The following is a 13,462-nucleotide window of genomic DNA, read 5'->3' on the forward strand; positions in this document are numbered from 1 at the left end:
GCTGCGCCCCCTCAGCCCTCGGCGATCACGACAGCGGAAGCAATGCCCGCGTCGTGGCTGAGCGACACATGCCAGTGCCGCACGCCCAGTTCGGCGGCCCGCGCGGCCACCGTGCCCCGGACCGTGAGCAGCGGCCGGCCCGATTCCTCGGTGGTCACCTCGGCGTCTCGCCAGTGCAGCCCGGAGGGCGCGCCGAGTGCCTTGGCCAGCGCCTCCTTGGCGGCGAACCGGGCGGCCAGCGACGCGACGCCGCGTTCCTGCCCGGGGCGCACCCAGCGCTCGCCGTCGGTGAAGAGCCGGTCGGCCAGCCCCGCGGTCCGCTCCAGCGACTGTCCGAACCGCGCGATGTCCGCGACGTCGATACCCACACCGATGATCACGTCCAGAGCCTACAAACACCGTCTACGAACACCGCGCGCCCGGCCCCGGTCCCGAGCACACATGAGCCCGGGCACACACGAGCCCGGGCCGCATCCCGGAGGGGATGCGGCCCGGTGGGCTCACCGCGTGATCGTGATGTCGGGTCACGATGCCTCGACGACCTCGGCCCGGTTGCGCTCCTTCGTTTCCCGGACGCCCTTGACCAGGGTGACCGGCAGGTCGACCCGGATCTCGGTGCGCCGCTTGGGCTGCCGCTGGCCGAGCAACATCGCGCCCAGGGCGATGAGCAGCCCGAGCACCTGGAGCGGGGTCAGCGTCTGGCTCAGCACGACCAGGCCGGCGAGCGTGGCCACCACCGGGTTGACCAGGCCGAGGAAGGACGCCACGCCGGCGCCGAGGCGCTCGATGCCGCGGAACCACAGCACGTAGGCGAGGGCGGTGCCGATCAGGACCAGGTAGCCGAAGCCGAGCAGGTTGCGGCCGGTGGGCACCGGCGGCATGCCCTCGATCGCGAACATCAGCGGGACGATCACCATGCCGCCGACGGTGAGCTGCCAGCCGGTGGTGGCCAACAGCGAGACGCCCTCGGGCCGACCCCAGCGCGCCGACATCACCACGCCCATCGCCATCAAGGTGGTGGCCAGCAGCATCAGCCCGACGCCGATCGGGTCGATCCTGGCCTGCGAGCTGAGCACGAGCAGGGCGACACCGACCACGCCGCCGACGCCGGCGAGCAGCACTCGTGCCTGTGGCCGGACCTTGAGGATCAGGACCGACAGGCCCGCGACGATCAGCGGCGACACCGAGCCGATCGTGGCCGCGACCCCGCCGGGCAGGCGGTAGGCGCCGGCGAAGATCAGCGGGAAGAACAGCCCCACGTTGAGCATGCCGAGGACGAACGACCGCCACCACCACACCCCGGTCGGCAGTCTCCTGGACAGGGCGACCAGGAGCAGGCCCGCGGGCAGCGCCCGCACGCCGGCGGCGAGCAGCGGGCGGTCCGCCGGAAGCATCTCCGTGGTCACGAGGTAGGTGGTCCCCCACGTGGCCGGGGCCACGGCCGTCGCCAGGAGCATGCCCACGCGACCGAGTCCCTTGCTACCACCCTGAACCACCATGACATTCACCTCAACGTTAGTTTTGCGAGCACTGACTATCTGAACGTTGAGATAAGTAAATACCCTGGATCTGCGAGCGTCAAGTAGATGAGCGTTGAGATAAATTGGCGGCATGACCGAACGCGACACACGCGACGTGGACACCCGCGACGCCATCGACGACGTATGGGACCAATGGCACCGCGAGCGCCCCGACATCGATCCGAGCAGCCTCGACGTGATGGCGGCCGTGGGTCGGATGAACCGACTGCGCCGGTACATCGACCAGACGCTGCGCACCTACTTCGCCCGGTACGGGCTCGACTTCTCCGAGTTCGACGTGCTGGCCACCCTGCGCCGCTCCGGCAGCGTCGAGGGGGTGAGCGCGGGCACCCTGCTGCGCTCGGCGATGGTGACCTCGGGCGCGATCACCAACCGGGTGGACAAGCTCGCCGGGAAGGGACTGGTCGAGCGCTCGGTCAGCGCGGAGGACCGCCGCTCGGTCCTGGTCAGGCTCACTCCCGAGGGGGTCCGGCTCGTGGACGACATCATGCTGGGTCACCTGGAGAACGAGGGCCGTTTCCTGGCCGTGCTCGACCGGGCCGAGCGTGACCAGCTCAACGGCCTGCTGCGCAAGCTCCTGATCGCCCAGGGCGACACCCACCTGGGCTGATCCGCCGCGAAGGCCCCGACGCGTCCGGCCCCACCACGCAAAAGCCGCCCCGCGCCCCCTCGTTCGAGGAGGCGCGGGGCGGCCGAAGAGCAGGTCGAACTACTCGACCGTGACCGACTTCGCCAGGTTGCGCGGCTGGTCCACCTCGTGGCCCTTGGCCGTGGCCAGCTCACACGCGAACACCTGGAGCGGCACGGTGGACACCAGCGGCTGGAGCAGCACCGGAGTGACCGGGATGCGCACCAGGTGGTCGGCGTACGGCACGACCGCCTCGTCGCCCTCCTCGGCGATCACGATGGTCCGCGCGCCGCGCGCCCGGATCTCCTGGATGTTGGACACGATCTTGTCGTGCAGCACCGAACGCCCGCGCGGCGACGGAACCACCACCACCACCGGCAGGCCCTCCTCGATCAGCGCGATCGGGCCGTGCTTGAGCTCGCCCGCCGCGAAGCCCTCGGCGTGCATGTACGCCAGCTCCTTGAGCTTGAGCGCACCCTCCAGGGCCACCGGGTAGCCCACGTGCCGACCCAGGAACAGCACCGAACCGGCGTCGCTGAGCGAACGGGCCAGCTCGCGCACCGGCTCCATGGTGTCCAGGACCTTCTCCACCATCTCCGGCATCGCCGCGAGCTGCTCGATCACCTCGGTGATCTCGTCGCCCCACTTGGTGCCGCGCACCTGGCCCAGGTACAGCGCGACCAGGTAGCACGCGACCAGCTGGGTCAGGAACGCCTTGGTCGAGGCGACCGCGACCTCGGGGCCGGCGTGCGTGTACAGCACGGCGTCCGCCTCGCGCGGCATGGTCGAACCGTTGGTGTTGCAGATGACCAACACCTTGGCGCCCTGCTCACGGGCGTGCCGCTGGGCCATCAGGGTGTCCATCGTCTCGCCGGACTGCGAGATGGTCACCACCAGCGTCTGCCGGTCCAGGATCGGGTCGCGGTAGCGGAACTCGCTGGCCAGCTCGACCTCGCAGGGCACCCGCGTCCAGTGCTCGATCGCGTACTTGGCGATCAGCCCGGCGTGGAAGGAGGTACCGCAGGCGATGATCACCACCTTGTCGATCTCGCGCAGCACCTCGTCCGCGATCCGCACCTCGTCGAGCACCAGGCGCCCGTCGGTGCCGATCCGACCGAGCAGCGTGTCGGCGACCGCCTTGGGCTGCTCGGCGATCTCCTTGAGCATGAAGTAGTCGTAGCCGTCCTTCTCGGCGGCCGACACGTCCCAGTCCACGTGGTACTCGCGAAAGGCCGCCGGCGCACCGTCGAAGTCGGTCACCGTGATCGCGTCCCGGCGCAGCTCGACCACCTGGTCCTGGCCCAGCTCGATCGCTTCGCGCGTGTGCTCGATGAACGCGGCCACGTCCGAGGCGAGGAAGTTCTCGCCCACCCCGCGGCCGACCACCAGCGGCGAGTTGCGACGCGCGCCGACCACCACGTCGGGGGCGTCCGCGTGCACCGCGACCAGGGTGAACGCGCCCTCCAGCCGGCGGCACACCCGGCGCATCGCCTCGGCCAGGTCCTCACCCGCGCCCGGGAACTCCTCGGCCAGCAGGTGCGCGACCACCTCGGTGTCCGTCTCGGAACCCAGCTTGTGCCCACGCTCGGCCAACTCGGCCCGCAGCGCCGCGAAGTTCTCGATGATCCCGTTGTGTACGACGGCGACTCGGCCCACGTTGTCCAGGTGCGGATGCGCGTTCGCATCGTTGGGCGCACCGTGTGTGGCCCACCGCGTGTGGCCGATGCCACACGTCCCCGCCGGAAGCGGCGACTCGTCCAGCGCCCCCACCAGGTTCGCCAGCTTCCCGGCCCGCTTCTCGCTCACCAGGGCACCGGCGGAGAGCACGGCCACCCCGGCCGAGTCGTAACCGCGGTACTCCAGCCGCTTGAGTCCGCCGATGACCACGTCCAGCGCCGATTGAGCGCCCACATATCCCACAATCCCGCACATGGGGGCCAGCCTACGGGGTCGCCATCGGGCCGGCGGAAACGCGTTCGACGGCCCGGCGACGGGTCGCGAGCGCACACTCGGGACAATAGGCGCGTGCACTCCTTCGCGGCTCAGGGGCCGGCTCGCGACCTGTCCCCCTTCGTCGAACTCGACCGCGCCGCCTGGACCCGGCTTCGGGCCGGGACGCCGCTCCCGCTGACCGCCGACGAACTCGAACGCCTGCGCGGCCTGGGCGACGTGGTCGACCTCGACGAGGTCTCCGACGTCTACCTGCCGCTGTCGCGGCTGTTGAACCTCTACGTCGGCGCCACCCGCGGCCTGGGCCGCGCGCTGACCACGTTCCTGGGCAACGGCGACAACCCGGGGATACCGTTCGTGATCGGCGTCGCGGGCAGCGTCGCCGTGGGCAAGAGCACCACCGCGCGCATCCTGCGCGAACTGCTCGCCCGCTGGCCCGACCACCCGCACGTCGAACTGCTGACCACCGACGGCTTCCTCTACCCCAACGAGGAGTTGGAACGCCGCGGGATCATGCACCGCAAGGGTTTCCCGGAGTCCTACGACCGACGCGCCCTGGTCCGCTTCGTCGCGGACGTCAAGGCGGGCAAACCCGAGGTCACCGCGCCGGTGTACTCGCACCTGACCTACAACATCGTGCCGAACGAGCGACTGACCATCCATCGGCCCGACATCCTCATCGTCGAGGGCCTCAACGTCCTGCAGCCCGCGTCGCCCACCGCCGACGGCCGGCCCCGGCTCGCGCTGTCCGACTTCTTCGACTTCAGCGTGTACGTGGACGCCCGCACCCAGGACATCCGCCGCTGGTACCTGGAACGCTTCGTCAAACTGCGCCAGACCGCGTTCCGCGACCCGGCCTCGTACTTTCGCAAATACGCGGTGATGACCCCCGAGGACGCGCTGCGCTACGCCGAGAACACCTGGGCGACGATCAACGAGACCAACCTGGTGCAGAACATCCGACCCACCCGGGCCCGGGCCACCCTGGTGCTACAGAAGGACGCGGACCACTCGGTGAGCAGATTGCGGCTGCGCAAGCTGTGACCCCGGGTACCTTCACCGAATGTTCCATCTGCGTCTGATCGTGCCCGCCGACCGCAGCACCGCGGTCCGCGACCTGCTGCTCGCCGAACCCGCGGCCACCCACCTCGTGGTGTGGCCTGGCGCCGCGGTGCAGCCCGCGGGCGACGTGATCGCCTGCGATCTCGCGCGCGAGGCCACCAGTGCGGTGCTCACCGAACTGCGCGCGTTGGACCTGCACAAGGACGGCTCGATCGCGCTTGAGGACCTGGACGTGATGTTGTCCCGGTCCGCGGACCGAGCGGAGCGGAACGCACCGGGCGACAGCGCCGACTCCGTGGTGTGGGAGGAGATCGAGGCGGCCACCTCGGAGGAGTCCGTGCTCTCCGTGACGTTCCTGGCCTTCCTGGCGGTGGCCACCATGATCGCGGCGTGCGGCGTACTGCTCGACAACCCGATCCTGATCGTCGGCGCGATGGTGGTGGGACCCGAATTCGGTCCGCTCGCCGGGTTGTGCGTGGCCGCGGTGCAGCGCCGGCCCCGACTCGCCGGCCGCAGTGCACTCGCCCTGCTCGTCGGCTTCCCGGTGGCGATCGCGATCACCATGGCGTTCACCGCGCTCCTGGACGTGCTCGGCCTGTTCGACCGCGAAATGCTCGAACGCCCGCGCCCGCTGACCGAGTTCATCTTCCAGCCGGACTGGCTCTCGTTCTGGGTCGCGCTGCTCGCCGGCGTCGCGGGCATGCTCTCGCTGACCAGTGCCAAGTCCGGTGCGCTGATCGGCGTCCTGATCTCGGTCACCACCGTGCCCGCCGCCGCGAACGCCGCGGTGGCGATCCGGTACACCGACTACGCGCAGGCGGCCGGCTCACTGGGCCAACTCGGCCTGAACCTGGTCGGCATCGTGCTCGCGGGCACCCTCACCCTGCTCCTCCAGCGCGGCCTGTGGAGCCTGCAGGCGGCACATGCCAAGCGGCGACCCCCGTCACCGTCGACGGGGGTCGCCAAGTCTTCCTGAAGCCGTGGGAGTTCGGCTCGGCTATTCGAGCGCGAGCAGGGTCCGCACGATCTCGGCCAGGCCCGTCGCCTCGTCGCGCGCCTGGTCGTGCGTCCGCGCCTCCACCATCACCCGCACCAGCGGCTCGGTACCCGACGGGCGCAGCAATACCCGACCGGTCTCGCCCAGGCGCTCCTCCACCAGCGTGACGGCCTGGGCCAGCTCGGGCGTGGTGTGCACCCGGGTGCGGTCCACCCCGGCGACGTTGACCAACATCTGCGGCAACCGGGTCATCACCGAGGCCAGTTCGTGCAGCGGCTTGCCGGTCTCCGCGACGCGCGCCAGCAGACGAAGCGCGGTCAGGGTGCCGTCACCCGTGGTCGCGTGGTCCAACAGCACCACGTGGCCGGACTGTTCGCCGCCCAGCGACAGGCCGGAGGCCTGCATGGCCTCCAGGACGTAGCGGTCGCCGACCGCGGTCTCCACCATCTTGATGCCCGCGGCCTGCATGGCCAGCCTGAGCCCGAGGTTGGACATCACGGTGGCCACCAGCGTGTTCTCCACGAGCTGCCCGCCGTCGCGCATCGCCAGCGCGAGCACCGCCAGGATCGCGTCGCCGTCGACCAACTCGCCGCGCGCGTCCACGGCCAGGCACCGGTCCGCGTCGCCGTCGTGCGCGATGCCCGCGTCCGCACCGTGCTCGACCACCGCGGCGGCAAGAGCGTCCATGTGCGTGGAGCCGCAGTTGTCGTTGATGTTCAGGCCGTCCGGCTCCGCGTGGATCGCGATCACCTCGGCCCCGGCCCGGCGCAACGCGTCCGGTGCCACCGCCGAGGAGGCGCCGTTCGCGCAGTCCACCACGATCTTGAGCCCGTCCAGGCGATGCGGCAGCGAGGACAACAGGTGTTCGACGTAACGCTCGTGGCCCTCGGGGTGGTCCTGCACCCGGCCGACCCCGGATCCGGTGGGCCGCTCCCACGCGGTGCCCAGCAGCGCCTCGATCTCGTTCTCCACGTCGTCCGGCAGCTTGTGGCCGCCGCGCGCGAAGAACTTGATCCCGTTGTCCGGCATCGCGTTGTGGCTCGCCGAGAGCATCACGCCCATGTCCGCGCCGAGCAGCCCGGTCAGATAGGCGATCGCCGGCGTCGGCAGCACACCGGCGCGGTACACGTCCACGCCCGCCCCCGCCAGACCCGCGACCACGGCGGCCTCCAGGAACTCTCCGGACGCCCGGGGGTCACGACCCACCACGGCGAACGGCCGGCGACCGTGCCCTGATTGCGGAATCCCGTTGCGACCGCGCGCTCCCAACACCCGCGCGGCGGCGACCGCCAGATCGAGCGCCAGTTCCGCGGTCAGCCGGCCATTCGCCAGGCCACGCACGCCGTCCGTACCGAAGAGTCGTCCCACAGTTGGATCTCCCGCATACATTCCGGATGTCTCGGACACTACTCCCGACGCCACTCCCGCAGGAGTGTCGCCGGAAAACGCATCAGGCCCCGGGGGCACGAACCGTGCCCCCGGGGCCTGATGACGCTGTGCACAGCCGCAGAGGGTGCTGCGAGGCTGTTTAGCGCTTGCTGTACTGAGGCGCCTTGCGCGCCTTCTTCAGACCGTACTTCTTGCGCTCCGTGGCACGCGGGTCACGGGTCAGGAAGCCGGCCTTCTTGAGCGCCGGACGGTTCGCCTCGACGTCGGCCTCGTTCAGCGAACGGGCCACACCCAGACGCAGCGCGCCGGCCTGGCCGGAGACGCCGCCACCGTGGATGCGGGCGTGCACGTCGTAGCGGTCGTCCAGCTCGAGCACCTTGAAGGGCTCGTTGACCAGCTGCTGGTGCACCTTGTTCGGGAAGTACTCCTCGAGCGTGCGCCCGTTGATCTTCCACTTGCCGGTGCCCGGCACGATGCGGACGCGCGCGACGGCTTCCTTGCGGCGACCCGTGGCCGAACCCGCCTGCGGCTCGCTGAAGCGCGAGGCGAGCGACTCGGACGTGTAGCTCTCGAGCGGAAGACCCTCGGTCTCCTCGATCGGGGTTTCTGCAATGGTCTCGGCCACTGTTCTCCTCAAACTATTCGTTCGTCAGGCGGTGGCCGTGACTACTGCGCGACCTGGGTGATCTCGAACGGAACCGGCTGCTGCGCCGAGTGCGGGTGCTCGGAACCGCGGTACACCTTGAGCTTCGACAACATCTGCCGGCCCAGGGTGTTCTTCGGGAGCATGCCCTTGATGGCCTTCTCCACGGCCTTCTCGGGGTTCTTCTCCAGCAGCTCGTCGTAGCGGACGGCGCGGAGGCCACCCGGGTAGCCGGAGTGGCGGTACGCCATCTTCTGGCTGCGCTTGTTGCCCGACAGGTGCACCTTGTCGGCGTTCACAATGATGACGAAATCGCCGGTGTCGACGTGCGGCGCGTACACCGGCTTGTGCTTACCCCGGAGCAGGGCAGCAGCCTGGGTGGACAGACGGCCGAGCACGACATCGGTCGCGTCGATGACGTGCCACTGACGCTGGACGTCGCCGGGCTTGGGGCTGTACGTGCGCACGGTCGATAGCCTTCGCTTCTTCGTGAGTGTGTGCTGACGGATGCCGACTGGCTGTCCGGGAGTGATTCCGAACCGAATGCGGACTCCGGTGGCCGGCGGCCCGGCGTACCGACTCCACTCAAGCAAGCCAATACGCACAACGAACCGGCACAATACCGGGTCAAGGGGGTGCCGGTCAAAACGAGCAAGGGGGCAATGATCTGCTCATGCCCCTCCCCAGCGTAAGCCATCGGCATGGGTGCTCCCGCCATGCCACGCCGGCCCTGACCGGATCGGCGGATAGGTACGATGCGCCGAACGACTGGAGCATCGGCGGATGGGGAGCCGAGGCGGGTCATTCCTTGCAGGGGGCGGGTATGTCGGGGGTCGGTACACCACCGGGAGACGACGGGCAGCAACCGTGGAGCGTGCGCCCGGGCGGGCCCGGCACGCCGGGTCAGCCACAGCACACGTGGGACCCGTTCCCCTCGCACGCGCACGACCCACACGCGCAACAACCGCATCAGCAGCCCCAGCAACCCTTCGCGCAATCCCGGCCCGTCCCCGAACAGCCAACGCAGCAACAGCAGTTCGCCGGTTCGGCGGGGCCCGACTGGGACGCGCTGGCGGAGCAGCGGGACTCGGCGGCCCGGCGCCGTCGGCTGCTGTTCACCGTGGGTGGCGCCGTGCTCGGCCTCGCGCTGGTCGGCGGCGTGGTCGCCGCGGCCCTGGCGATGTCCGGCGGCGACGACAAGAAGAGCGCCGGACCAGGCTCCTCGACCGGCCCCTCCCCCACGTCCTTCGCCCCGGCCAAGCCGACCTTCCGACCCGCACCCACCGTCCCGCCGCCGCCCCCGGCCCAGGACGTGCTCGCCGACCCGGCCCTGGACAACGCGCCGTTCACGGTCGAATCGCTGTTCCCCAGCTCGAAGTTCACCGTCAACGGGCGGCAGTACTCGGTGGTCGCGAGCAAGCTGGACAACACCTGTTCGGACGGTACCGACGGCAAGCTCGGCCCGGCCGCGCGCAATCAGCAGTGCACCCAGCTCATCCGGCTCGCGGTGGTCGGCCCGGACGGCATCGTCTCCACCGCCGCGGTCGCCTCCTTCCCGTCCGCGGACAAGGCGAACGCGATCAAGAACGGCAAGGACGGCGGCGAACTCCTGCCACTGGCCGGCCCCGGCATCAAGGTCTTGGACACCAAGAAGCAAAAGCACGGCAAGCTGCGCAACTCCGTCGGTCGCTACGCCCTGTTCACCCTCGACTGGTACGCCAACGGCAAGGACCCGGTCGGCGACGACAAGCCGATGGCCCAGGCCCAGGACGACGTGGACAAGTTCCTGTGGAACTCGCTCACCGCGCGCGGCGAGGCGAAGTCCAAGGAGATCGACGAGGAGAACAAGCGCAAGGCCCTGGAGCAGATCCAGGGCTGACCCGGTCCGGGTCGCCGCCCCGACTCAGCCGCCGTCGCGGCGCCGCCGGGTCGCGGTGACCCGGTCCGCGAGCAACGCGTCCGCCGGATAGGCCACCTCCTCCAGGGTGAGCCCGTGCGCGGGCGCGACATGCACGCCCGAGTCGCGCACCGCGCGCCCGAGCACCTCCAGCGGCCAGTCCACCGGCTTGCGCCCGGTACCCACCGCCAGCATCGCGCCGACCAGCGAGCGCACCATGTTGTGGCAGAACGCGTCCGCCCGCACGGTGGCCACGATCACCGGCCGAAACGCGGGACCCACCTCGGCCCCGGTCGGCGTCTCGCGCGCCCAGGAGAAGTCCTGAAGGCAGCGCACCGTCGTGGCGCCCTCGCGCTTGCGGCAGAACGACGCGAAGTCGTGCTCGCCCAACAACCGCCGCGCCGCCGCGTTCATCCGGGTCTCGTCCAACGGCCGGTCGTGCCACACCACGCTGCCCCGCCGCAGCGGATCCACCCCGCCCGGCGCGTCGCACACCCGGTACGCGTAGCGCCGCCAGATCGCACCGAACCGCGCGTCGAAGCCCTCGGGCGCCACGGTGATGTCGCGCACCCGCAGATCCCGCGGCAGCGCCCCGGTGACCCGGCGCAGGGCCACGTCGCCCACCGCGGCCCAGACCTCGTCCGGTACATCGAGATGGGCCACCTGGCCTCGCGCGTGCACCCCCGCGTCGGTCCGGCCGGCCACGGTGAGCTGGGCCGGCTCGGCCAGCCGCAGCACGGTGGTCAGGGCGCTCTCCAGCGTGCCCTGCACGGTGCGCAACTCGCGCTGTCGGGCCCAGCCCGCGAACTCGGTGCCGTCGTACGACAGATCGATGCGCAAGCGCACCACGTCAACCACCTCCGGGCATGGCGCGAGCCCGTCCCCCGTAGGAATACGGGGAACGGGCTCGCACTGTGATTCAGAACGCGTGGAGCATCCGACGAGACCGTCAGGCCTTGTCGGCGTCCTTGCTCTCCTCGGCCTGCTCGGCCTCGGCGGCGGGCGCCTCCTCGGTCTCGACGGCCTTCGCCGTCTCGACCTTGGCGGTCTCCTGCTCCTTGACCGAGCGCTTCGTGGCGGCCTCGGCCTCGCCGACCGCGGTCTGCGCCACGGTCAGCGCCTCGACCAGCTCGATGACCGCCATGGGCGCGTTGTCGCCCTTGCGGTTGCCGATCTTGGTGATGCGCGTGTAACCGCCCGGGCGGTTCTCGTACCGGGGAGCGATCTCCTCGAACAGCGAGTGCACGACGCTCTTGTCACGAACGATCGTGAGCACCTGGCGACGGTTGTGCAGGTCGCCCTTCTTCGCCTTGGTGATCAGTCGCTCGGCGACGGGACGCAGCCGACGCGCCTTGGCCTCGGTCGTGGTGATCCGACCGTGCTCGAACAGCGCCGTCGCGAGAGCGGCCAGGATCAGCCGCTCGTGGGACGGGCCGCCGCCGAGGCGCGGACCCTTGGTGGGCCTGGGCATGTTCTCTCCTAGATATTCCTGCGCCGGCCGTGTCAGGTACCGGCGTCAGTCCACCCGGGCCGGTCGGCCCGGGTGGTGGCTACGCCTCGCGGCGAAGCTCAGTACTGCTCGGTCTCCGCGAAGCCGTGGTCGTCCTCGTCGCCGAAGCTGTCCGCGGCGGCGGTCGGGTCGAACCCGGGCGGGCTGTCCTTGAGGGCCAGGCCCATCCCGTTGAGCTTCGCCTTGACCTCGTCGATGGACTTCGCACCGAAGTTGCGGATGTCCAGCAGGTCGGCCTCGCTGCGCGCGACCAGTTCACCCACGGTGTGGATGCCCTCGCGCTTGAGGCAGTTGTACGAGCGGACCGTGAGCTCGAGCTCCTCGATCGGCAGCGCCAGATCGGCGGCGAGCGCGGCGTCGGTCGGCGACGGGCCCATGTCGATGCCCTCGGCGTCGATGTTCAGCTCGCGCGCGAGACCGAACAGCTCGACCAGCGTCTTGCCCGCGGAGGCCATCGCGTCACGCGGACGCATGGACTGCTTGGTCTCGACGTCGACGATCAGCTTGTCGAAGTCCGTGCGCTGCTCGACACGGGTGGCCTCGACCTTGTACGTGACCTTGAGCACCGGCGAGTAGATCGAGTCGACCGGCACGCGGCCGATCTCCTGGCCCGCCTGCTTGTTCTGCACCGCGGAGACGTAGCCGCGACCGCGCTCGACGGTCAGCTCCATCTCCAGCTTGCCCTTGGCGTTCAGCGTCGCCAGGACCAGGTCGGGGTTATGCACCTCGACACCGGCCGGCGGCGCGATGTCACCGGCGGTGACCACACCCGGGCCCTGCTTGCGCAGGTACATCACGACCGGCTCGTCGTGCTCCGAGGAGACGACCAGCTGCTTGATGTTCAGGATGAGGTCGGTGACGTCCTCCTTGACACCCGGCACGGTGGTGAACTCGTGCAGGACGCCGTCGATCCGGATGCTGGTGACAGCCGCGCCCGGGATCGAGGAGAGGAGCGTGCGACGAAGCGAGTTGCCGAGCGTGTAGCCGAAGCCGGGCTCGAGGGGCTCGATGACGAACCGCGAACGGTATTCGTCGACGACGTCCTCGGTCAGGGTCGGCCGCTGAGCGATAAGCATGGGGATGCCTCCTGGTGATGGCGCCCGCTATTTGACGCCAGTGGAAACAAGGATACGGGCGAACCGATGCCGAGGTTTGTCGAAAACCCGGCTCGGTCCGCCCGATCCCGCTGAGCTCTTACTTGGAGTAGAGCTCGACGATGAGCTGCTCCTGCACCTGCGTGTCGATGACCTGACGCGCGGGGAGGGAGTGCACGAGGATGCGCATCTTGCCCGGGATGACCTCGAGCCAGGCCGGGACGGTGCGCTCGCCGGCCTCGGCACGGGCGACCACGAACGGGGTCAGCTCGACCGAGTCCTTGCGGACCTCGATGATGTCGTTGTCGGAGACCCGGAACGACGGGATGTCCGTCTTGACGCCGTTGACCACGATGTGGCCGTGGCGAACCAGCTGACGGGCGTGGTCACGCGACTTGGCGAAGCCCGCGCGGTAGACCACGTTGTCCAGGCGCGACTCGAGGATGCGAAGCAGGTTCTCGCCGGTCTTGCCCTGGCGACGGTTCGCTTCCTCGTAGTAGCCCTTGAACTGCTTCTCGAGCACACCGTAGATGCGCGCGCACTTCTGCTTCTCGCGCATCTGCAGCAGGTACTCGCTGTCCTTGGTACGGCCACGACCGTGCTCACCCGGCGGGTAAGGCCGAATCTCGATCGGGCACTTCGGGCCCTCGCACTTGCTGCCCTTGAGGAACAGCTTCATCTTCTCGCGACGGCAGCGCTTGCAGTCCGCGCCGGTGTAACGCGCCATTGTTCTTTAACTCCTAGTCAGCTG

14 protein-coding genes are annotated in these 13,462 nt (G+C 69.8%); 4 read left to right on the top strand and 10 right to left on the bottom strand.

Annotated elements, in window-relative coordinates; genetic code table 11:
- Positions 1–11 precede the first annotated feature (11 nt).
- Complete coding sequence (locus A3IC_RS0106225; RefSeq protein WP_020549197.1) at positions 12–380, bottom strand: holo-ACP synthase; 369 nt, start codon at positions 378–380, stop codon at positions 12–14.
- 144 nt (positions 381–524) lie between these two features.
- Positions 525–1,499 carry an EamA family transporter gene (locus A3IC_RS0106230; RefSeq protein WP_052173230.1) on the bottom strand — a complete coding sequence of 325 codons (975 nt, stop codon included), beginning with the start codon at positions 1,497–1,499 and terminating at the stop codon, positions 525–527.
- Positions 1,500–1,611: 112 nt separating this feature from the next.
- On the opposite strand from A3IC_RS0106230, the gene A3IC_RS0106235 reads away from it, so the two are divergent.
- A complete protein-coding gene (locus tag A3IC_RS0106235; RefSeq protein ID WP_020549199.1) occupies positions 1,612–2,151 on the top strand; it encodes a MarR family winged helix-turn-helix transcriptional regulator in 540 nt (179 codons plus the stop codon).
- Positions 2,152–2,250: 99 nt separating this feature from the next.
- Here A3IC_RS0106235 and glmS read toward each other — a convergent pair whose 3' ends face one another.
- Entirely contained in the window at positions 2,251–4,101 is a 1,851-nt protein-coding gene (gene glmS / locus A3IC_RS0106240; protein ID WP_026217942.1) for a glutamine--fructose-6-phosphate transaminase (isomerizing), read from the bottom strand.
- A gap of 93 nt (positions 4,102–4,194) precedes the next feature.
- Between glmS and coaA the strand changes: the two genes are divergently transcribed.
- Together coaA and A3IC_RS0106250 are read left to right on the top strand one after the other, a co-directional pair.
- Positions 4,195–5,163, top strand: a complete 969-nt coding sequence (coaA, locus tag A3IC_RS0106245; RefSeq protein ID WP_020549201.1) for a type I pantothenate kinase — start codon at positions 4,195–4,197, stop codon at positions 5,161–5,163.
- Positions 5,164–5,182: 19 nt separating this feature from the next.
- The gene (locus A3IC_RS0106250; protein WP_020549202.1) at positions 5,183–6,157 is read left to right on the top strand and encodes a DUF389 domain-containing protein; all 975 of its coding nucleotides are present in this window, start codon (positions 5,183–5,185) and stop codon (positions 6,155–6,157) included.
- A gap of 21 nt (positions 6,158–6,178) precedes the next feature.
- Here A3IC_RS0106250 and glmM read toward each other — a convergent pair whose 3' ends face one another.
- The 3 genes from glmM to rplM form a co-directional block, all read right to left on the bottom strand.
- Positions 6,179–7,546 carry a phosphoglucosamine mutase gene (glmM, locus tag A3IC_RS0106255; RefSeq protein WP_020549203.1) on the bottom strand — a complete coding sequence of 456 codons (1,368 nt, stop codon included), beginning with the start codon at positions 7,544–7,546 and terminating at the stop codon, positions 6,179–6,181.
- Positions 7,547–7,706: 160 nt separating this feature from the next.
- Complete coding sequence (gene rpsI, locus A3IC_RS0106260; RefSeq protein WP_020549204.1) at positions 7,707–8,192, bottom strand: 30S ribosomal protein S9; 486 nt, start codon at positions 8,190–8,192, stop codon at positions 7,707–7,709.
- A gap of 41 nt (positions 8,193–8,233) precedes the next feature.
- Positions 8,234–8,677, bottom strand: a complete 444-nt coding sequence (gene rplM, locus A3IC_RS0106265; protein ID WP_020549205.1) for a 50S ribosomal protein L13 — start codon at positions 8,675–8,677, stop codon at positions 8,234–8,236.
- Between the two features lie 356 nt (positions 8,678–9,033).
- On the opposite strand from rplM, the gene A3IC_RS61885 reads away from it, so the two are divergent.
- Entirely contained in the window at positions 9,034–10,089 is a 1,056-nt protein-coding gene (locus tag A3IC_RS61885; RefSeq protein ID WP_158695830.1) for a hypothetical protein, read from the top strand.
- Positions 10,090–10,113: 24 nt separating this feature from the next.
- On the opposite strand, the gene truA is transcribed toward A3IC_RS61885, so the two are convergent.
- From truA to rpsD, 4 genes are all read right to left on the bottom strand, one after another.
- Positions 10,114–10,956: a tRNA pseudouridine(38-40) synthase TruA gene (gene truA / locus A3IC_RS0106275; protein WP_020549207.1), complete on the bottom strand. Its 843-nt coding sequence runs from the start codon at positions 10,954–10,956 to the stop codon at positions 10,114–10,116.
- Between the two features lie 100 nt (positions 10,957–11,056).
- A complete protein-coding gene (gene rplQ, locus A3IC_RS0106280; protein WP_020549208.1) occupies positions 11,057–11,578 on the bottom strand; it encodes a 50S ribosomal protein L17 in 522 nt (173 codons plus the stop codon).
- 98 nt (positions 11,579–11,676) lie between these two features.
- The gene (locus tag A3IC_RS0106285; protein WP_020549209.1) at positions 11,677–12,693 is read right to left on the bottom strand and encodes a DNA-directed RNA polymerase subunit alpha; all 1,017 of its coding nucleotides are present in this window, start codon (positions 12,691–12,693) and stop codon (positions 11,677–11,679) included.
- Positions 12,694–12,811: 118 nt separating this feature from the next.
- The gene (rpsD, locus tag A3IC_RS0106290; protein WP_020549210.1) at positions 12,812–13,438 is read right to left on the bottom strand and encodes a 30S ribosomal protein S4; all 627 of its coding nucleotides are present in this window, start codon (positions 13,436–13,438) and stop codon (positions 12,812–12,814) included.
- Positions 13,439–13,462 lie beyond the last annotated feature (24 nt).

The sequence above is a fragment of the Embleya scabrispora DSM 41855 genome (assembly GCF_000372745.1).
GTDB classification, from domain to species: domain Bacteria; phylum Actinomycetota; class Actinomycetes; order Streptomycetales; family Streptomycetaceae; genus Embleya; species Embleya scabrispora.